14 protein-coding genes are annotated in these 20798 nt (G+C 45.2%); 5 read left to right on the plus strand and 9 right to left on the minus strand.

Annotation, left to right across the window (positions count from 1 at the left end):
* The first annotated feature begins 36 nt into the window (after positions 1-36).
* Both ACJJIR_RS06465 and ACJJIR_RS06470 read left to right on the plus strand, forming a co-directional pair.
* Positions 37-1335, plus strand: coding sequence for a M23 family metallopeptidase (locus tag ACJJIR_RS06465; protein ID WP_444907714.1), 1299 nt, complete (start codon positions 37-39; stop codon positions 1333-1335).
* 129 nt (positions 1336-1464) lie between these two features.
* On the plus strand, positions 1465-2334 hold the full coding sequence (locus ACJJIR_RS06470) for an alpha/beta hydrolase (protein WP_413662720.1): 870 nt from the start codon (positions 1465-1467) through the stop codon (positions 2332-2334).
* 68 nt (positions 2335-2402) lie between these two features.
* On the opposite strand, the gene ACJJIR_RS06475 is transcribed toward ACJJIR_RS06470, so the two are convergent.
* From ACJJIR_RS06475 to ACJJIR_RS06500, 6 genes are all read right to left on the minus strand, one after another.
* Positions 2403-2990, minus strand: a complete 588-nt coding sequence (locus ACJJIR_RS06475) for an endonuclease dU (protein WP_413662719.1) — start codon at positions 2988-2990, stop codon at positions 2403-2405.
* The gene (locus ACJJIR_RS06480; RefSeq protein WP_413662718.1) at positions 2990-3550 is read right to left on the minus strand and encodes a DUF1415 domain-containing protein; all 561 of its coding nucleotides are present in this window, start codon (positions 3548-3550) and stop codon (positions 2990-2992) included. The genes ACJJIR_RS06475 and ACJJIR_RS06480 overlap by 1 nt, the downstream gene beginning before the upstream one ends.
* An 8-nt stretch (positions 3551-3558) precedes the next feature.
* A complete protein-coding gene (locus ACJJIR_RS06485; protein WP_413662717.1) occupies positions 3559-4092 on the minus strand; it encodes a DUF2058 domain-containing protein in 534 nt (177 codons plus the stop codon).
* Between the two features lie 134 nt (positions 4093-4226).
* Positions 4227-5321: a PaaI family thioesterase gene (locus ACJJIR_RS06490; protein WP_413662716.1), complete on the minus strand. Its 1095-nt coding sequence runs from the start codon at positions 5319-5321 to the stop codon at positions 4227-4229.
* A 123-nt stretch (positions 5322-5444) separates the two neighbouring features.
* On the minus strand, positions 5445-6065 hold the full coding sequence (locus ACJJIR_RS06495; protein ID WP_444907715.1) for an alpha/beta hydrolase: 621 nt from the start codon (positions 6063-6065) through the stop codon (positions 5445-5447).
* Between the two features lie 44 nt (positions 6066-6109).
* On the minus strand, positions 6110-6913 hold the full coding sequence (locus tag ACJJIR_RS06500; RefSeq protein ID WP_444907716.1) for an alpha/beta fold hydrolase: 804 nt from the start codon (positions 6911-6913) through the stop codon (positions 6110-6112).
* Positions 6914-9230: 2317 nt separating this feature from the next.
* Between ACJJIR_RS06500 and ACJJIR_RS06505 the strand changes: the two genes are divergently transcribed.
* The 3 genes from ACJJIR_RS06505 to gnd all read left to right on the plus strand — a co-directional run bounded on the left by ACJJIR_RS06505 (position 9231) and on the right by gnd (position 15837).
* Positions 9231-9746 carry an RNA polymerase sigma factor gene (locus ACJJIR_RS06505; protein WP_444907717.1) on the plus strand — a complete coding sequence of 172 codons (516 nt, stop codon included), beginning with the start codon at positions 9231-9233 and terminating at the stop codon, positions 9744-9746.
* A 318-nt stretch (positions 9747-10064) separates the two neighbouring features.
* On the plus strand, positions 10065-13052 hold the full coding sequence (locus ACJJIR_RS06510) for a TonB-dependent receptor (protein ID WP_444907718.1): 2988 nt from the start codon (positions 10065-10067) through the stop codon (positions 13050-13052).
* Between the two features lie 1264 nt (positions 13053-14316).
* Positions 14317-15837 (plus strand): NADP-dependent phosphogluconate dehydrogenase, encoded by a 1521-nt coding sequence (gene gnd / locus ACJJIR_RS06515; RefSeq protein ID WP_444907719.1) that lies wholly within the window; start codon positions 14317-14319, stop codon positions 15835-15837.
* Between the two features lie 60 nt (positions 15838-15897).
* On the opposite strand, the gene rdgC is transcribed toward gnd, so the two are convergent.
* The 3 genes from rdgC to ACJJIR_RS06530 all read right to left on the minus strand — a co-directional run bounded on the left by rdgC (position 15898) and on the right by ACJJIR_RS06530 (position 20732).
* Positions 15898-16890 carry a recombination-associated protein RdgC gene (rdgC, locus tag ACJJIR_RS06520; protein ID WP_444907720.1) on the minus strand — a complete coding sequence of 331 codons (993 nt, stop codon included), beginning with the start codon at positions 16888-16890 and terminating at the stop codon, positions 15898-15900.
* 187 nt (positions 16891-17077) lie between these two features.
* Complete coding sequence (locus tag ACJJIR_RS06525; protein WP_444907721.1) at positions 17078-18202, minus strand: alkaline phosphatase family protein; 1125 nt, start codon at positions 18200-18202, stop codon at positions 17078-17080.
* Positions 18203-18374: 172 nt separating this feature from the next.
* Positions 18375-20732 carry a TonB-dependent receptor domain-containing protein gene (locus ACJJIR_RS06530; RefSeq protein ID WP_444907722.1) on the minus strand — a complete coding sequence of 786 codons (2358 nt, stop codon included), beginning with the start codon at positions 20730-20732 and terminating at the stop codon, positions 18375-18377.
* Positions 20733-20798 lie beyond the last annotated feature (66 nt).

A 20798-nucleotide genomic window follows, 5' to 3' on the forward strand; every position in this document is an offset into this window, starting at 1 on the left:
ACTATTTTCTTTCTGATCGATATCTGGAGGATGGCTTTGTTGCTGGTTCTTTTATCGATTCAATTACTGGCGATAGCAGGGCCGTTATTGGAAAACCATTCCAATGTTAAATCGGTACAATATGATTTATCTTTTACAATGCCCCTACTCAATGATCTATCCTTGGTACATCAAGATGAAGGGATGCAGCGTAGGGAGGTGGCCCCTCCATATAGAGTTGAGGAAGAATATCTAGAGCGCACAAAAAAAGTTCAACTAGCTAAAAACCAAGGGGTTTTATCACTATTGGTGGATAGTGGAGTCGATCGTGCAGAAGCGTATAAAATAATTCAGGCTTTATCGGAACATGTCAATGTCAGTATCCTACCAGTTGGTAAGGAATTTAACTTAACAATAGATACCACTGGAAAGCTTAATAAGCTTACCTTGGTTGTTGGCTTTGCAGAGAGTTTGGAGTTGGTTAGACATGGAGACAATTATAGAACTAATCAATTTGAATCTCCTGTCGATGCCAGGAAATACTATGTTAAAGGTGAAATTTCGGGCAGTTTATACCAAAGTGGAAAAGAGTCTGGCCTATCTAATTCTGTACTCACAAAACTAAATGAAATATTTAGTTATTCCGTAGATTTTCAACGGCAGATTCGAGCAGGTGATCAATTCTCTGTTTTCTATGATACCTTGTTCAATAGCCAAACTGGAAAGGAAAAACTAAATAGAATTTTATTTGCTGAGCTTATTCTTAGTGGAGAAAAGATAAGTTTATATCGGTTTTCTACTGAGGGACCTCAGGGGGTGGATTATTTTTACCCTGATGGCCAAGGCTCTAGAGGGTTTCTAATGCGTACTCCGTTAGAGAATGCAAGGTTGTCATCTTATTTTGGGCGTCGCAAGCACCCAGTCCTAGGGTATACCCGAGTACATAAAGGTTTGGACTTTGGAGCCCCTTTGGGCACGCCGATATTGGCTGCAGGTGATGGTATTATTGAGCGAGCTTCTTATTTTGGTAGTTTCGGCAACTATATTCGTATTCGCCATGGCTCCGGGATAAAGACTATTTATGCGCACCTTAAGGGGTACGCGAAAGGAATTAGTAAAGGGGGAAGAGTAAAACAGGGGCAGGTAATCGGTTACCTTGGCGCTACAGGTCGTGTGCAGGGGCGTCACTTGCACTATGAGATTCATAAAAATGGTACGGCTGTTGATCCATTAAGGCTTGACCTCCCTATTAGTAAGGGGCTGGTAGGAGATTCTTTAAATCAATTTTCTCAACAGGTTCAAAAGATTCAAGATGAATTGATAAAGTACGCTCAACCAAATCAGTTTGATTCATAATTAAGCTTTTCTTTATCTTTTTTATTTCTCTCTCACCTTATTATATTCAGGGTTTAACTGAATTACATTTTGTTGGTAGCGAATTTTTTCTTAAAGCAATATTGAGTATAAAATTAAACTAGGTTAAATATGATTAGAGCTATTCTGCTGATAGCCATTCTGGTGCTGTCTAATTCACTAATTGCAGAGCCCCTCATTACCAAGGTTTCTGAATCTTTTGAGTTAAGTGGATCTAAAATATACACAGTTGACTCTGATATTCTCAAACGCAAATACGACTTATATGTGAAGTTACCATCAGGTTACTCGAACGATGACAATAAAAATAAGACCTACCCGATAATTTACCTTAATGATGGGCCTCATACATTTAAGGTTGCCTCGGGTGTTACACACTTTAAGGATATGGATAAAGCCATCGTAGTTGCTATTTCATTCGCTCACGGAGAAAACGGGCAGTATAGTCGAGTTCGAGATCTCACGCCCGTAGTCGATAGTGGGTGGAAGCGTTATACAACTGGTGGAGCCAGTAAGTACTTACAGTTTATTGAAAAAGAAGTAATGCCCTTTATTGAGGGGAGTTTTAGGGGGGATCCCACACGTAGGATTCTTTCAGGTCATTCATTGGGTGGATCTTTTGGTGCTTGGGTATTACTTACCAATCCACAGTTGTTTTCCACTTATATCCTGACAAGTCCTTCTCTTTGGTTTAAGGATGAAATGATCTTTGATTTGGAGAATAAATATGCAAGCCATAACAACACACTGCCTGTAAACGTCTATATTGCCACTGGCGCTTTGGAGACAATACAAAAGAGCCACATGCGTAATGATATGGTAGATGGGCATAAGAGATTTCTTGCTAAATTACAGTCGCGTAATTATCGTGGATTAAAGCTTAGTGGAGAGGTGGTGAGCGGTACGGACCACTATTCCACTTTCCCGGTGGGGTTGGCAAAAGGTTTAAGGTGGGTATATCAGGATTTGTGGGCAATATAATAATTCTCGCGGTAAAAGAAGAGCTATAGCTGCCCGCGACAAATGGTAGATCTGTTGTGCTATTGGAATTATGCGCGTTTGCCACTTTGTCCGGTCATTACTGCCGCGCCAATCATATGGGCTAAACGTAGAGCTTCAGGGACATACCCAGTGTCAGTGGTTTGCTCTAACACCTGGGCGGCAATCCCCGGTTCACATCCCTGCACTTGAAAATGGAAGTTATTGTAGTTATGGATACTCCCAGCTTTCATCAGGGTCTCTTTACGCAGTAGATAGTCAGGAAAATTTTGCAGCGCTTTATCAATGGCTTGAATGTCTGGTGGTTTTCGCATTAACGCGATACAAGGGCGCTGTAAGATATCGGCCAGCTTGGGCAGATCAATAATATTGAAACCACCCACTGCTACTCCATCGGTCAATACGACATTTACCTGGCTGTAGAATTTACTTTCTTTCAGCAGTGTGGCAAGAGTTTCTGTAGCTTCCATCCCATCTTTGCTTACCTGCCCCCAAAGCATTCCCTCAAAGCGAGTTTTGGTGCAGATAATACCGCTTACTTTTACCGGCGCGCCCCTTCGTTTTTCAAAAGGGGCGTCATCAAAACCGATAACTCGGATCTGCTTCCTTAATCGTAATAATTCTGCCAGAGGCTTCATTATTTCTTGTTGCCCTGAAGAAATAAGTAGGGAAATAACTTTAGTTTTTCCTCATGGCTTAATGATTCCATACGACGGATATTATTTTCTGGAATACTCTCTGGATCTGGATATAGATCAATCATTTTTTCCAGGTTCTCTTCTCTCAGCAGGTGTAAGATAGGATAGGGTGCGCGATTAGTTAGGTTTTCCGCATCGGCGGCTGCAGTGCCAGCAAATTGATAATCTGGGTGGAAGCTGGCTAATTGATAGGTTCCTACATAGTCGTTGCGTTCCAGTAACCACTCTGCTAAATCCAGGAACTGGTTGTAGTCGCTGAATTTCCCTAGGTGATTAGGGATAATCAATAAGGTGGTAAGCAATTCAGATTCCGAAGTGGTATCGAGCCGACGTAATTCCGACAATAGATCACTGAGTAGCGCCTCGTCTCCTGTGGCAGGACTCACCTTGAGTCGAATTTGCCCTGCACGCAGAGGTTTGCGTGCGAAAGGGCAGAGGTTGAGACCGACAACCACATCAGTAAGCCATTGTTCTACCGCCTGAGTAACAGCTTTTTCCATTTGACTGCTTACCACATAAGATCATCGGGGATCTGAAAGTCTGCATAGGGATCATCTTCATCTACCACTGCTGAACTTTCAGCAGGCCTGATTACGATATCGCTATTGCGCTCCGCAATTTTCTCGGCAATAACCCGTGGAACCAACTCAAATTGTTCTCCCTGGACAACAATCATCAGGCGCCCCGCAATCAAGTGATCCCTTAATTCTTCGCTGACATAGATGGTTTTGATTTTTTTGTCGAAAGTGAAGTTATAAGTAATTTCACCAGAATAAGGTTGGCGATTTTTTTCCACCAATTGCTTGATTTGCGCGGCAATAGCTTTCTGCTGTGCAGCCGCATCGCGCTCAGCATTGAGGGCGCGATCACGAGCGGCTTTCTCTGCTTGAGCCTTTTGTGCTGCTAGCTTTGTTTCATCAATCTGGGGTTGTGAAGACTTCTTCGCAACTTTCTGTTGCTTCCGTTTATCTTTGCTGATTTGTTTGGCTTTCTTTTTATCGACAAGTCCTGCTTGGAGTAGTTGGTCTTGCAATGAGGCCATAGTCTCTTCCCCGTGAAAGTCTAAAGTTTCGGCAGCCTTTACAGGTATGCCTGATCAAATTTTCACCAACCATATGGGTTGATAGTTTGTGAGGGTATTTTACCTGAAGATGGTCCAACTACCGCTAAAGATTTTTATGGTGTCCAAGGCTTACCGGAGGTAGCAGTTGCGATGATTTCATCGGGTTCCTTGCCGTCACTCAGCATTTGAGCGCCCCCTGGAATTACCAGGGCTGAGCCAGTAGCAATAGCCACCCGCTTGCCACTGGGAGTATCAATGTTGCAAGAGGATACTCTCAGCTGCCGGCCGCGGTGGAGTACCTGCGCCTCCAGAATCAAGTCGCCACTGTTGAGCTTGGCTGGGCGAGCAAAGCGGATATGCATGTCCAGAGTAGCGAATATAGATCCTGCAGGCAGTGTGGAGTAGACCGCGCCTCCCATGGTGAAATCTGCGGCCCATGCCAAAAGTCCACCATATATAGAAAGGGTCCCATTGGAGAACCAGGGAGAGGAGGGCATAGTCGAGATACAGCGACCATTTTCAACCTCTATTGCGCGGTAACCTGTGAGCATCCAGATAGGGTGAGTTCGCCCCTCACTAATCGTGGTTCTCTGCAGTTCGATAGGGACTTGCTCCGGTAAGTGTGCCATGTCGCAAAAGAACGTTTTTGGAGGAGGGCGAAGATAAGGGTCAGGTGTATCTGTTGGTCCTAGGTCGGGAATTGGAAGCTCCTGATCTGGGTTGACTGGAAAGTCGGCAATAAGGCAGCGAGTGCTACCGAAAGCGAGGGTTCTCCCCTCCTGATCGTTAATCTGAATACTTGAGAGCCCCACCTGGTTGCCTGAATGAACGGTCGTAGCTCTACCAACAATATTTTGTGTACTGCTAGTGATGGGTCGAATAAAGCACATATTTAATTCTGATGTGCTCAAGACTTTACCAGCTGGCAAGGTTGTCCATATTGCGGAGGCCAAGGGGGCGTCTGCAAACATCGCATAGATACCCCCCCAATAGATCCCGGTCCCATCAGCTAGCCACGGCGTAATAGGCATAGAATAGGTGGCCTTACCAAGGCCGGCCTCGGTGGGAGTCATACCCGTTAGTCGCCAAAAAGGGGGCCCGGGTAAGCTGCCGCGAATGTAACGTTTAAAGGTGTCGAGACCAGGTTGCTGCAACGCCCTGAGGTCACAGATGGCACCACGATGGACTTCGTCGGTGATATTGGTCATCCCCCAGCCTCCAGTTGCTTCTAGGACAAGGGTAATGTGAGGGTTTGTTGGATGCGAGAAAGGGAGAAAGCTGCGGAAGAGTCTTTTACCCTAACAGCGCAGCTATCGATCGGCGGATACTGGTTATGGAGCTAAGTTGGGTAGTTTGGCTACGATATGGGTATTCGGGATAGGCTGCCCCTCCATAAATAGATTTATCGCATCCTGGACTTCAGGAGAAGCCATTAATAAATTATGCCCTGCATTTTCGACTGTTACTTTAGTGGCGTTTTTGAACCCTGAAATGGCTTCATATTGACCTTCCAGATAAGTTCTTCCGTCCAAGGTCCCGCTAAATAGTAATACCGGAATATTGCTGACTGGCTTTTCTCGAAATTTATCCCCAAGGTCTAACTCTGGCGCCAAATTATCGTAGTGCAGAGAGAAATTTAGGTAGTCTTTCAGTAGAGATTTTTGTGCCTGCTCAACAACCTGTGCTTTACGCTTCATATCAATTCCAGAGGCTATATCCATCGCCGTAGGCATCGGGCGCAGGGATATGGGTATGCCTGGTTGCAGAAATTCATCGGGGAAGTAACGTCTGGGCACCTTGTCGAAACTTAATGTAGCTCCTTGGTCCAAATCGCGATAAAACCTGAGTAGATGGCTGACACTTTTAGGGTCCGCAATGAATGCCGAGGCTAGTTGTTGCATATCCCTACGCTGTAGGAGGGATTCGACTTCCCTGCCATCCCGTTGAGGCATTTTAATTTTCAATGGTTGTGACTCAAGTTTTTTATGGACTCGGCTTATAAGTGCTTTAATATCTGGATAGGCTTTTTTGCTGCGGGTTGCTGATTGACTGCCTGTTGTAGACGGTTTAGATAGTAATCTGTTCGGGCGGGCAGCTTGATGGTTTGGTCCAAACCCTCTGCACTGGATAAAATTAGCTTATCAATAGAACCTTCGATCTCCTTTACCGCTGCCAAAGAGAGATGGCTTCCATAAGATGTTCCCCACAATACTATTTTCTCTGCACCCAAATGGCTCCGTATGGCATCAAGATCTCGGGCATTTTCGAGAGTATTATAGGCATTTAGGTTTACACCAGTAAGCTCCCAAAAATGTAAGCACTCTTTTAGGGCTTTGCGGTGGTAGTTGATATACTGGGTATCGGTGATTGGTTCAAGGGAAGGTACAATTTGCTTGGATTCACAATTGGGAAGGTCATTGGAGCGGCCGCTACCACGTTGATCTAATGCGATAACATCACCAAATTGTCGCAACGCCATAAACATATCAAAGCGATAGTTAACGGCCGTAATTCCTGAGCCACCAGGGCCGCCTGCCAGGTAGATTATTGGTGGGCCCACTTTCTTTCCTGTTGCAGGAAACCTTACATATTGGAGGGTGATATTACGGCTATCTTTCTTAGTGCGATCTTCTGGTACCTCAATAAAGCCTTGATAGCCCTCTGCAGTTTGTTTGCTCCATGTAGTAAAGGTGTGCGGTTTTTCATTGTTAATGGACTTTGCTGATCCGCTGACAGGGCTCAGTGATAGCATTATTATTAGCGGAGCGAAAAGATGTGCTTTTTTGGCATTATTTTTCATTGTTTCGATACTTCCTTATTGTCGAACTTAGGCGAATGTTATTGTTTTAGATTGGGCTCTTATTTTCAAGTGGATAAATAGTTTATTCGAGAGCTCATGGGGCTTTTCTCGATATAGATACCCCGTGAATATCGGTAATATAAGCTATTAACCTCTCACTAGGGGTTTCGATTTAATTAGGCTGTCAGACAGAAGTCCGGAAAATAGTAGGTGGATGTTTAAACCCCAGTACTAATGGGCTTATAGGGTCCGTGCAAGGTTATAATCAATGATAGGCAATATTGCTACTCTATGAAAGCTAGCTTTCCTTAAATTCACTATATAGCAATTAAGCTCTTGCTCTAAAATAACTAAAAAATGGTTCTACGCCTGGGGTGGCAAGTGTTCAGGTATTATGGGTTGTTATATAAAATCATTATGCTCAGATTCATGGGGCGCCTCTGATGTAGATATTTTACCTGAAGCAGGGTGTCTGAGAGAGGATCGTATGGCGATTTGAAGTTTATCATCCCTAGATAATAGCTTTGGTAAAGTGAGGCTATAGTGTCAATGAAAAAATGCCAGCTATAACAATAAGGATAGCCTTTTTATCTTTGGTTTGTTCATCACACCTATGAGATTTTTATAAATTTTAGTGGTTGTATATCGTTGATATAAAAGACCTTTGTATTGATAAAACTGTCATCTAGTAGCTCATATTTTTATTGCTCTTACATTCTCGTTCTGTATAGCAAGCCAAGTCCTAAATGGCAGTAGTTGGAAATGAAGTGCCATGATTTGCTTCTGGAATAATGAGCAGTCGGGGGCTTATCTCTAGCCTTCTTCAATGACTAATTTTCTTTGGGGCTGCCTCGCTCCCCTTACCATGTCGTTGCGAATTTGGCTTTTTTCTGGAGTTTCTATAGCACCAAATCCAATAAACACCTTTCGGTAATTAGAGCTGAAAGTAGCTTTCATATTAAAGATTCTTGCACGATCGTGCCACACCGATATCCTGCTGAGGATATAGTCATCAAAGCCGCTTAGCCTGGTAAGCAACATATATGTGCCAAATAGCCCGCCTAGAGAGTGCGCTATAAAGGTGTGTCCGATGTCAGATAGGCTATGTGATCTTGCTAGGAGGGGCAAAATGACGTCATGAATAAAAGTGGCATGCGCATAGGCCTTGCCAGTTAAATATTTCCAGTTTTTATCGCTGATGGGGGTAAAGTCCCGAAGACGGCTGGCATGATTTTTGACCCTTTTGAGTAAGATAGTCCAACTAAAATGACTTCCTGCAGTTTGCCAAAATCCATCGGCACTTGAGTTGTACCTGAAGTGGCCTGAAAGGCTGAGTCTGCATCTGTCATAAGCACTAAAGGATATCGTTAGTCGAGGGTACTTTCGTAACTCTTAGGTAACTTAACGTAAAGTGAATAGGACCTAGTACTGATAGGATCTTTAACTCCAGGCTGCTGCTTCGAGGAATTTGGAACGGTGAGATGTCTGCGTTCAATGAAAGTGAAGGGGCTGAACAAAGGCTGAGAGTGCAAAACAAGGTTGCTTAGGGCCCTCTCAGGGCTTTAGCACGGATAAAACGCTTGTACTTTTTGTATAGTGGCTTGACAGGCTCTATAAACGAAAGTGTCATTTTCTTTCCCAGTTGCGACTATGCCGGCGTGAACAAAAAGTCAGGAAAGTACTCTAGCATATAGAAATGATTCATCTTGAAAACTGTTCGCATAAGATTTATTCAAAAGATAGCAATTTTTTTTGTAATAAGATAAAGAGTATGAAGCTCTCAATGTTTCTGTGGAAGTGTAAAAATCTACTTTACTACTACAAAAACGGAAGAAGTAAGTAATTCTATTTTTATATTTCGTAATGTAACTTTTTCATATCTACAATTATCCAAGTACTTGTTCCATTTTCCCCTCTTTTATTTTCCCTCCTTTTGAAGGTTAATAGTCTACGATTTGATTAGCCTTTAGGCGCTGAAGTTCATAGTAATACCTCTCTATGCTTGTAATTTAGGCGTTACTTTTTTCCAGTCACTGGAGGTGGTCGTTTATCGTATGTTTTTTGTCTACTCTCTGTGTTTTTAGGGGAAGTTAACTTTAGTAAAACTAAAGACTTATATCGGTTTAGCTAGTTGATACTCGATTTTGAAAAGAAGGCTGGTTTTGTACTACAAAAATAATTTGACCAAAAAATAATTGATCGATGGTTTGTTTTGTTCATTGTCTCTAGAGAGCCTCTGTAAGTTGTACTAAGTATTGCAAAATTTTCCAGAAGCTCAGGGAAACCGGTCGGTCACGCGAGATGGTTTACTAGAAAAATGGAAAACTTTTATCAGGATGATGTGACGCAGTGGGTTGGTGAGTATGGATTGGATTTGAAACGTTACTTTTCTTCCCGAGTTAATCTATCTGATGTTGATGATCTAGTTCAGGAGGTTTTTATTCAGTTATATATTCGTATCAAAAAGTATGGAGGGCAAATCGAAAACCCAAGAATTTACATTTATGCCATGGCAAGAAATCTTTTGATTAGTCATGGTAGGCGTCAAAAGTCTAGGTGTGGAGGGTTACATGACTCTATTGATCACAAAGTCGATATCCCTTACATGATTAGTCCGGAACGGACGGTGATGGGAATACAGGCTTATACCCGAGTTCTGGAAGCTATTTTAGGATTGCCGCCAAGAGCTGGTACAGCTTTTCGCTATCATCGCTTTGAGGGAATGACTTATCAAGCAATTGCGGAGCAAATGGGAATCTCTAAGGATTCGGTTAAAGAATTAATACAGCGTGCTTTGACCAAGGTTAGGCAGGTGGCAGAGGAAGCTCCTTGATGGCGCAAAATAGGTCATATTGTACTGTAGGTTGTGACCTTTTTTCGAGTAGATGTCTAACGGGACAACAAGTTCAACTAGAAATTTTTTGGTGAGTGATTCTGCTAGCGCTACGCCAGAGGTTTGGCTTTTTAGTTCTAACTGTTGCAGCTTTCTAAATATTTAGTTGATAATTCTGCTTTAGCCCGCCAAAAATCAAGTTTATTTTTTATCCCCCCTTTCTTTTAGCTCTCGCGTCTTAAATGTTGTTGAGCCTGAAATAGGTTTATATCAGGTCAATAACCCAATAATACCGACAATAAAGAGAGACGTAGTGTGATGATGAAACCTGTCAAAAAGAAAACATTGATTGCACAAGCGATTTATCAATCTGGACATTCATGCCAAATTACTCCCTGGTACAGCTCCATTGTTGCCTCTTTGGCATTTGCAGTTGTTCCTACCATTTCCAGTGCCCAGGAGAGTGAAGAAGGTAAACACCCAAGACAGGTGATTGAGGAGATCACGGTTACTGCGCAGAAGATTGAAGAGAGTATTCAAGATGTGCCCATTGCAGTATCTGCACTCAGTGGTGACAGTATGGATGACCTTAAAATTGAGCGGGGGGAAGAGTTGCTACGAGCTGTCCCAAATGCCAATTTTTCTAAATCCAACTTCAGCACCTATAACTTCTCTATTCGCGGTATAGGCACTAAAGCTGTTTCTGCTGCTTCAGACCCGGCGGTTGCTGTGAGCTTCAACAATACTCCTTTAATTCGCAATCGATTATTTGAGCAAGAGTTCTTTGATGTGCAACGGGTTGAAGTCTTGCGTGGCCCCCAAGGTACACTTTATGGCCGCAACGCGACAGCTGGCGTAGTTAATATGTTGCCAATTATGCCTGGAGATGAGTTTGCCTCTGAGATCAAGGCGGAGGTGGGCAGTTATAACACCAAGCGCGCCAGCGGAATGTTTAATATGCCATTGGGGGAGACCATGGCGTTGCGTTTCTCCGGGGCCATGACTAAGCGTGATGGTTTTGATTACAACACTTATACCGGTAACGATGTTAATGACCGCGATCTATATTCTACTCGTGCAATCTTTGAGTGGGAGCCCAGTGAATCCTTTAGTGCCAATTTAATATGGCAACACTTTGAAGAAGATGATCGGCGCTCACGCACGGGCAAGCAACTTTGTACAAAAGATCCAGGCCGAACACATATTGGTGATACTGAACTAACAGGCTTTACGCCAGTGTTTTTTAGTCAGGGTTGTCTGCCTAGCTCGATTTATAGTGATGACGCTTACAGCGCACCCAATGCCCAGGGTTTTGCAAGCGTTTTGGCTACCGGGTTAATTGTCACGAGCTATGGCCAGGTTATTGACTGGTTTACTGACCCTTATGCGAATTCAACGCAGTCACGTGATCTTCGTAAAATTGAAACCAGTTATGATCCGGTATTCCGCGCAGAGAATGACTTAGTGCAACTGAACTTCGAATGGGGCCTGACAGACTCTCTTACATTTTACTCTCAGTCGACTTATGCTAAGGACGATTACTATTCATCCCAAGATTATAATCGTTATGTTTCAGATCCCATCTTTAATGATGGGGGTAATTTAGAACCTACACCGGGGGGAGTTTTTACTGATCCACAGTTGGGACCCTCTGAAGGACTGTTGGCAGTTGATATTAGTCGATCAGATAATAAACAGTGGAGCCAGGAATTCCGATTGCAGACATCTTTCGATGGTCCTTGGAATTTTTCAGTGGGCACAAACTATTTAGACTTTAAAACCCAAGATGACTATTTTGTATTCAATAATATATTTAGTATGGTGGCGCAATATCTATATAATGCCGACCGCGATGAAAATTTCAACTTAGTATTTCAAAACTGTACTGATCCAGAAGTAAATGTTGGTTCAGATTGTATTTATGTTGACCCTAATTCGATAGAAAACATTGATGAGGAAGGACATAACTATTTCTTGAGCCGAAATTTGGTGGAAGTTAATTCTTGGGCATTATTTGGTGAAACTTATTGGCAAATTAATGATGATGTAAAGCTAACTACCGGCCTTCGCTATACAAATGATCGCAAGCGCTCTACTCCAGTACCCAGTCAGCTGTTGTTAGGTACTTTTTATGATCCGGTAACGGGGGAAGTCTCCTCCGGTGAAGTCTCCGGGGGGCTTGTCCATCGAGGCTATCCGGAAGGTGATCCGGCTACTCAGAACTGGAAGGAGTACACCGGGCGTGCAGTTTTGGACTGGAGAACGGATCTGCCCTTTACGGATGAAACTATGCTCTATATGTCCTTTGCGCACGGCTATAAAGGTGGTGGTACTAACCCTCCCCGAGCCGAGGTTGATCCAGCAATAGTACAGTTTCAGCCCCTGGAAGATTCTTTTGAGCCGGAGTTTGTCAACGCAATTGAGTTTGGCAGTAAGAACATTCTTTTCGATGGTAGCTTATCGCTTAATGCTAGTGCCTTTTACTACGATTATACCGACTATCAAGTCTCTCAAATTGTTGACAGAATTTCTCTCAATGAGAATTTTGATGCGGAAACTATGGGGCTTGAGCTTGAGCTGGCTTGGCAGCTTACAGATGCAACACGAATAGATATGAATTTAGGGTACCTAAAAACCCGAATTGCAGACGGAGAGGAATCTGTTGACGTGATGGATCGTACTCAGGGCAATGAAGATTGGGTACTGGTTCGTCCTAGCATCCAGGTGCCGTCTAACTGTATTGCACCTGTGGATTTAGTTGAAGCGGTTATGGCTGCGCCTAATATTTTCGCTATTTGGTCGCTTTGTGCGGGTTCCGCCCAGTATGGTTCATTCTCTCCAGAAATCGAAGTCTCGGATGCATTGCGCCATGATATCAATTATGGAGTTGATCCCTACAACCCGCTAACCGATGCACCTAATGGGGGGCGTGGTTTTGCTGCTGATTTAAGTGGAAATGAGTTGCCCAACGCACCACGTTTCACCGTTAATTTCGGAGTGGAACATACGATTCCTATTGAGAATTGGGATTTAACTCTACGAGCAGATTACTACCGCCAGTCGGAAAGTTATGCTCGTGTATATAACACTGAGTATGATCGTTTGAAGGCTTGGAGTAATCTCAATGCTTCAGTTAGCCTCAGCAATCCTGACTCTGATCTATATATGCAGCTCTACGTGAAGAATATTTTTGATGATGCGCCTATCACTGATATGTTCACTAATAGTGATGATTCAGGTCTTACTACTAATGTGTTTACATTAGAGCCTCGTATTGTTGGCTTAAGTGTTAGTAAAGGGTTTTGATTAATCCGGTGAAATCTGTGATTCATTGTTTAGATTTGATTGAATGAATATGTAGGTTGGTGAGGGGATTTCTTGCCAACCTATTTTTGCATTTTTATAGATGTCTTCTGAAGTCTAGCGGTCTTGGCTTTAGGGGGCGCTGCCAGTTTTCGTACTGCATATGAGTTTTGGGTTACAAAAATAGTCATTGATTATTGTTGGCAGGTATATAAATTAACTGTTTCCGTAATGCTAGTGTTGTTAGCATCTAGGGCTATTAATTAAGGCGGGATAGACTTAGAGGCTGTATAGCTGAAATGAGAGCTTGTTGAAATTACACTATTAATTTTCCTTTAGCTGTCTGAACCTGCGCTGGGAGTTTTGGCGCTGTTGAAGATAGTTTTTCCATTGGCTGATTCAATGATCTTATGAGGTCTCCAGCATATTCACCGACTGTCGTCTTAATAAGTCTATTTTTAATGAACATGGTATTGCTCATGCACTTATAGGATAAATCGTGAGGTTCCATCTTGCTGAAAAAATCAATTTATTTTCATCATTTACTTCTTGCTTTCAGTAAGGTTAAGAGCTTTTATTTTGCGCTTTGCTGTAGTGAAGCGAATGTTGAAATTCCAGTATCGAGGTATCGGCGATAAATCCTGGAAGGCCAAATAATGGATTGATTGTATTTTATGGTTGGCTTTCATTTGTTAGTAAGCTCAGTTAAGTAGGGTGTCCAAGGTCATCCCTCTCAGTCAAATTTCCAAAGAATATGGGTTTTGCTTTATTAAAATTCACATGCCTTGATTTAGTTAAAAATTCAATTTAATCGATAAAATGGATTTATAGGCAGATTAAGTAGTTGTGATGGAGGATTATGGGTTAGTAATGATAGTGCCACTTACGGTACATGGGGAAACCGGCTGCGTTATCGTTAGGAAACTCAGCCTCATCGGAAGCGATTTCCCCAATTAGCGTATTGGGCGGATATGTCCTTGCTCTTACAGTTCGTTATCAGCTTTTCTTATAAAGCGTCATAGACTTGAAATAACTTATGGAGCTCTGGTGTCGGGGCAATTGAATTGCCGGTTGGCACCAAAAGATAAGATGCGCCAGGTCGGGAGTATTTGCCCATAGCGGACCACCTGCTATCGGCTTCTACACCTTGTAGGCTGTATTTGCTGCCCTCTGGGCAATTTTGTTTGGTTTTTGCTCTCCCTGCTCCAGATTCATATTGCTATACTCCGCGCCCTTGAAAGCCCCCTGTCTTTATATGGAGAACTTGATGTCTGATTCACAGTGCGATATTGGCTTTATCGGCGCCGGTGTGATGGGTAAGAACCTGATCCTGAACCTGGCCGACAATGGCTATAGGGTCTGTGCCTTTGATTTGGATCACAACCGGCTGAATGCGCTGCTGGAGCAGGACAAGAAAGAGCGTGGAGACCTGCCTGCGCGTGTTGAAGCCTGCAACTCTTACACAGAGCTGTTGGCGAAGGTTAAAGCCCCGCACTTGATTATTCTCTCGGTTCCGGCTGGAGACCCCGTTGATGATGTATGCAGCAAGTTGCTCGATGCGGGCTTAAAGGCTGACGATATCGTTGTTGATACTGGTAATAGCCTGTGGACCGACTCTGTGGAGCGGGCTAAACGGTATGAAGGCAAATTGATCTTCTTCACCACCGCAGTATCCGGTGGCGAAGTGGGAGCTCGTTTTGGGCCATCCCTGATGCCCAGCGGCGACCGTTATGCCTGGAGTCGTATTGAGCCAGTTTGGCATGCTATTGCCGCCAAAGTGGATAAAGCCAGCGGCCAGCCGATTGAACGCTTTGAGCCTGGCAATCCGGTTCGCGAAGGTGAGCCCTGTGCGGCTTATATCGGCCCGATAGGCTCAGGCCACTATGTGAAGATGGTGCATAACGGTATTGAGTATGCCGATATGCAGATGATCTGTGAGGCCTACCATGTGATGCGCACGGCGCTGGGTATGGCCCCAGAGGAAATTGCAGAAGTATTCCGCGAGTGGAACCGAGGCCCGCTGAACAGCTATCTGATCAATATCAGTGCAGAAGTGCTTTCTACCTTGGACTCCGTGACAGAACAGCCGCTGGTAGACGTTATCCTCGACCGTGCAGGCCAAAAAGGTACTGGTCTGTGGACAGCCATGAGCAGCCTGGAAGTGGGCTGTCCGGCCCCGAGTATTGCCGAAGCGGTTTACGCCCGTTCATTATCTACCCGGAAGGTATTGCGTACCCGCGCAGCGAAGAAACTGCAAGGGCCTGAGTTGACACCAGTGGCTCCAGAGCAACGGGAAGAAGTGATTGCACAGCTGCACGACGCTCTCTACTGCGCAAAGATCTGTGTTTACGCTCAGGGCTTCGATTTGATGAAGCTGGCTGCGCGGGAGCAGGGATGGCAGTTGAACTTCTCTGAAATTGCCAGAATTTGGCGTGCAGGTTGCATCATTCGAGCAGTGTTCCTGCAATCTATCAGCGATGCTTACGATCGAGATTCCAAGCTTTCCAACTTGCTACTGGATGATTTCTTCACCCAGCAGATTGCCGATCACCAGGCCAACTGGCGCCAAGCGGTGGCGAGCGCCACTCTGAATGGTATTCCGGTGCCGGCCCTGTCATCGGCGCTCAATTACTACGATGCCTTCCGCACCGAGTCGCTGCCGGCGAACCTGCTACAAGGACAGCGTGATTTCTTTGGAGCCCATACCTTTGCGCGTGTGGACCAGCCTGAGCAGCGCAAGTATCACGTCCAGTGGACCGAACCTGGCCGCCCAATGGTTGAGATCTGATTGGTGGGGTAGGGGGCAGGTGATACGTGCCTTTCAGGTACGCATCATAATGTGAGTTCCCTAAAGAACGACCTCTTCTACCTCTTTGGCCAGGGCCTCCGCTTCTTGGCGGCTGGCTTTGGCGACCAGTTCCTCAACGCTAGCCGACTCGGTGTTGACGCCACCGAAGGCGGAGAGCAAGTCTTTGGTCAGGGCTGAGATCTCCAGAGTCATCACCGCAAAATCTGCATCAAATCTCTGGGCTGCACTTTCTGCATCGGCACTATCGGCCTTCTCCAGAAGCTCGTCACTGAACTTGATACGCTTTAGGGACAGCTGATCATCTACCAGGAATTCAACGCCCCCACGCCAGGTCAGCCCCAGCTTGTGCACTTGTAGTCCCGCCACCAAGTGATTGTGAATTTCCTCTGCACAGAGGTCCTGGTTTTTACAGCGGATAACACTGCCGCTGTCTTTGGGATCGCGCAACTCGCATTCGTGGCCAAAATCAAACTGATGCGGTGCTTCAGGGGCACTGAGCCAGTGGGTCATCGTTTGCTGTGGCAGGTTCTTAGCGGAGAGTGGTACCACGGCAAGGCTACTGATAGCCTCGCGGAGGTTCTCCAGCAGTTCCTCGGCGGCGGAGGCAGAAGAGGCGTCAACCACTACCCAACCATCCTGAGGTGCAATATAGGCATATTGCAGACGGGAGCGAGCGAATGCCTTGGGGCGCATTTCAAGGAGAATCTCGTCTTTAAGGTTTTGCCGCTCCTTGCGACCTACCTGCCGGGCTTCTTTTTCAGAAATAGCTTGTGCCAGCTCTTCAACTTTCTCATTGACTACCGCAGCAGGAATCACTTTTTCTTGCTTCTTAGCACAGACCATTAGGTAGCCATTCGTTGCGTGCACCAACTGGCTGCCGTGGCGCCCTAGTGGAGGCACCCACCCATAGCGAGTGCTGTCCTGACTGCCACAGGGAACAAATGCATGGGGCTCCAGCAATTCGTTCAATTTTTCAGCATCCAGGGAAAATTCTTTCGTCAAACGATAAATACGGAGGTTTTTAAACCACATACATCAGGCCATCTGTTTTCAGTTGCGAGTGCGGCCTGCATTATGCGGAAACCGGGGCGGGGCAGCTAGAGCCTGTTAACACTTAATTGATGGGTTCTTTAAGTTGTTATCAAGCTCCAGAATATTACTGGTCCAAGGCGGTGAAAATTTGTTCAGCCGAACTTGTCAGGCCTGGCTGAACAAAGGTTTATTTGAGAATACTGTCTATTGCTTTGCCACTATCCTGCGAGAACTCTTCTGACTTATGGCCGAGCAGTTGTAGTGCGGTTGCGGCTATCTGATCCTGAAAAATGGCTTCTCCCCTGGATACTTCTCCCAAGGCTTTAATGTCTGGGCCCAGTGCGGCAATCCAGATTTCATTGGAGCCGGGTATACCCGCTTTGTGGGGGTGGTCTTCTTTACCGAAGTATTGGGTCAGGGCTGGGCCACTGGCGTGGTGGGGCCAGGATTCAGCGGTGTTGCCGCGCCCGTGGTCAACGGTAATGAGTAGATTGGTATTGTCTCGGTATTGATCAAGAGATTGCAGTGTCTGCCAGAGTTTGGCGAGTATCATGTCGCTCCGATGTGCGGAGTGGAGATACTGGTGATATTCCTCATCGTGGGCAAAATCGTCGGTTTCACCCAGGGCAATGTACATTACCTTGGGCTTTTTGCTAATTAAGTACTCTTTTGCAAATCCATAGGTAAATGCATCGGGCCGCACGTTTTCCCAGAAAACCGGCAGTTGCCGCTGCAAATCATTGAGAAACCCTGCTCTTTGGCTCAATTTTGGCCAATCGGCAGCTTCCAGCCCCGCGTTAATGTAAATACCACTGCGATCACGATTAAGTATCGAGGAGAATACCCCCCAGCTACCGAATGCAGCGATTTGGCCTTTGTACTCAGATTTGCTGTTTAGCCACTCGAGAAAGGTAGTATTGGCATTGGGGGTTGGGTCATTACTATTGATTTTGGGGTCGGCGGAGCCGGTTAAAATCTCATTGTAACCGGGATAGGAAAACCACCAGCTATTGGTAACTTGTGCTTTAGACCCCTTGTCGCGATTGCCAATTAAAACCCCTTCTTTAGCCACTGTTTGCCAGATAAAAGGCAATAATTTTTGACGTTTTTCGATGAGTGAATCGCCGTGAAAGTGATTGATAAGGTCTTGTTTATTTTCAGTGAACTCTGTGTGGTTGAGAAGTTCAGGGTCATAACCGGAGAACACTTCCTGCCAGCGCAAGCCGTCGATAGTAACTAATACGAGGTTGTCTGCGGCAAGGGATTGAGTAGAAAGAAACAGGGTCAGGGTTGCTGTAGTCAATCTGTTCATTGAAAGAGCTCTTTGCATATTTTTGGATCATTTATATTTGTCGCAAATAATCAAAATTATTTTTCGACTATATTTATTATTTATTGCACTTTGTTTTTGAATCTACTGCTTGACTAAACATACGCACAATCGGCTGGCATTTCCAGCCGATTGTGTGGCTGCCAAAAAAATCTTAAAAATCAATAGTTGCAGAGAGTGAGGCTGTCCGTGGAGCACCAATCCAGGCACCGCCAGAAACGACAGTTCCTAAGTAATCCTCATCCAGTAAATTATTTATCACTAAATTCAGGTTGGCTCCCCGTAGTGCCGGGCTAAATTCTCCCAGATTCATGCCCAGGTAGGCATCGACAACTACATAGAAGTCAGCTGTCCAGCTATTGTCTAAGTCGACAAAGCGATCTCCGGTAAACTTACTGGAGATGCCACCGTAAAATATTTCAGAATTCCAATCCAGGCCAATCACATAGAGTTGATCAGCTATTCCGACTACGTCATTCCCTGGTGTTATTCCTTGAGTTTCATCTACTGCTGAGTTTCCTGAGCCAATATAAGTAGTGTCCAGCAGGGTATAGGATGTATAGAGATTTAGAGTTTCTGATAAATCGTAGTCCAGGAAAAGTTCCAGACCATCAGATTCGATTCCGCCGGCATTAAAATAGGTCCCATTGGTACCTATCAAATAGTTATTACCTGCGGAAGTATTGTTATCCAGGAAAATGATCCGGTTTTCAAAATCATTTTGAAAGTAGGTGGCAGTTGCCGAGAAATTATCGGCGGTATAGCGAAGCCCTAGCTCTGTGGTCTCTGAGGTTTCCGGTTCGATATTGTCGAGATCTGAATCGGGCCGCTCTAATACGCTGTCTCCAATCGCCTTAAAGTTTTCAGCGTAGCCTGCGAACAGCTCTGCACCTTCCAGGGGTGTTTCCCAAATCAAACCGGCGGAGAGCAGGATATCTGAATCAGAGTCAACACTTGCATCGGAAGACTCCTGAAACAGATCTTCCCTTTCAACATCGACAAAGAACTGCTTGGCGCCCAGTGTCAAAGTGAGAGTGTCGATGGTCAGGGAGTTCTGTAAATACCACTTTGTGCTGGTTGAGGGATAACTGCGGTCGTATTGCACCCAGTAGGGTGTTGAATTGAAACTGGCACCCTGAGTTGCATCAGTGATTTTGTGCCAATCGCGGTGTTCGTCACGGGTGGAGTCTTCATACCAGAGGCCGCCTCGTAGCTCATTGTCCAACCCGGCGATGGTGGTAGCGTATGTAAAGTCTAGAGTCAATCCGGCACGCTCTTTCTCATAATGAGTGTGCCGATAAGACATCGCGGGTATGGCGCCTTCTGCATAGCAATCTGGACTGTAGGCTGGTCCTGAATCGCCATAGATATTGGTGACTGACGCTGTACATGTTTCATCGTAAGTAAGGGCATTGCCATTGGCATCAACAAAATAAATGATGCCCGACTGGCTACCGCCATAGGCAGTTGAGCCGCCGAGGAACTCGGACTCGCCCTGTTCGCTGTCATCTGTAATATCAACCAGGTAAGGGGGCACCCAGTCCCCACGGCCTTCGTTGCTGTGGTAGTAGAGTCCGGCCTGTAGATTGAATGAGTCTGTCAGGTCAAAATCGAACTGGGTGTAGGCCAGCAGGTTCTCGCGCAAGGTAGACCAGCCACGGCGATAGAGTTGATCGATATAGGGAATACCGGACCAGTTGCCGGTAAGGAAATCGTTTTCAGGGTACTCTTCAAATTGGGCGTCCGAATAGACTCGTTGATAATTATCTTCGTGGATATCGTCGTAAGATATGTAGGCCTTGATGGTACCAGCTTCCAAGCTGGTCACTAGTTTTGCCGCGATGTGCTCTCGTTCATTCTCAGCAGTTTCAGTAATCCAGTCGGTCGCTTCCTGGTTAGAGTATGAGATCCAGGCTTTGCTGTTCCCGGCAAAAATACCAGTGTCATAGCGAAAATATACTCTCTGTGCATCAAATTCGCCTGTGGACAGTTCTATTCGACTGCGCTGTGTGTCCAAAGGATCATCAGTACGATAATCAATAGTGCCTCCCAGGGCTTCGTGGGAACGTGAAGCGATATCTGAAGTGCCCTGTGATACTTCTACTGAACCGATATTACCCGGATCAACAAAGCGGTTTGCTTTTGAGCCTCCACCGTAATTCGAACCGCCATTGGGAATACCATCGATGGTGGTGCCAATTTGCTGTTCATCTAAGCTGTTAGTAAATCCGCGAATACTGATATTGGTTGACCAGTCGTCAAAGCCGTAAGTATCTCCTTCATTGACTGAGACACCGGGGAGGTTATCGATCAATGCATTAACGCTGGTGATAGAGGACTGTTGCTTGCGCATTGCCTCAGATACTTCGCTGCTGTTAAAAGTGCTACCGGAGCCCAGAACCATTACTTCTTCAATTTGTGCGTTGCTGAGGTCTTCAGCGGTCACGGGACTGGCACTCATTATTGTGGCCACTGAAATGGCGGCTGCCAGGTAGGTCTTTTTAGTATTCATCGGGATACCCCAGTTTGTAGTGATTCAGCAAGTGTTAACCAGCCTGGTTAGTGGCTTGGGTTATTT

It is taken from the genome of Microbulbifer maximicatervae (SeqCode) (genome assembly GCF_052467385.1).

Coding starts and splice junctions, on each gene's coding strand:
- ACJJIR_RS06510 (WP_444907718.1), top strand. CDS start 10,065: ATGATGAAACCTGTCAAAAAGAAAACATTGATTGCACAAGCGATTTAT.
- ACJJIR_RS06490 (WP_413662716.1), bottom strand. CDS start 5,321: ATGACCAATATCACCGACGAAGTCCATCGTGGTGCCATCTGTGACCTC.
- ACJJIR_RS06475 (WP_413662719.1), bottom strand. CDS start 2,990: ATGAAGCCTCTGGCAGAATTATTACGATTAAGGAAGCAGATCCGAGTT.
- ACJJIR_RS06480 (WP_413662718.1), bottom strand. CDS start 3,550: ATGGAAAAAGCTGTTACTCAGGCGGTAGAACAATGGCTTACTGATGTG.
- ACJJIR_RS06495 (WP_444907715.1), bottom strand. CDS start 6,065: ATGCCTCAACGGGATGGCAGGGAAGTCGAATCCCTCCTACAGCGTAGG.
- ACJJIR_RS06525 (WP_444907721.1), bottom strand. CDS start 18,202: ATGAACAGATTGACTACAGCAACCCTGACCCTGTTTCTTTCTACTCAA.
- ACJJIR_RS06530 (WP_444907722.1), bottom strand. CDS start 20,732: ATGAATACTAAAAAGACCTACCTGGCAGCCGCCATTTCAGTGGCCACA.
- ACJJIR_RS06485 (WP_413662717.1), bottom strand. CDS start 4,092: ATGGCCTCATTGCAAGACCAACTACTCCAAGCAGGACTTGTCGATAAA.
- ACJJIR_RS06505 (WP_444907717.1), top strand. CDS start 9,231: ATGGAAAACTTTTATCAGGATGATGTGACGCAGTGGGTTGGTGAGTAT.
- ACJJIR_RS06500 (WP_444907716.1), bottom strand. CDS start 6,913: ATGAAAAATAATGCCAAAAAAGCACATCTTTTCGCTCCGCTAATAATA.
- ACJJIR_RS06470 (WP_413662720.1), top strand. CDS start 1,465: ATGATTAGAGCTATTCTGCTGATAGCCATTCTGGTGCTGTCTAATTCA.
- gnd (WP_444907719.1), top strand. CDS start 14,317: ATGTCTGATTCACAGTGCGATATTGGCTTTATCGGCGCCGGTGTGATG.
- rdgC (WP_444907720.1), bottom strand. CDS start 16,890: ATGTGGTTTAAAAACCTCCGTATTTATCGTTTGACGAAAGAATTTTCC.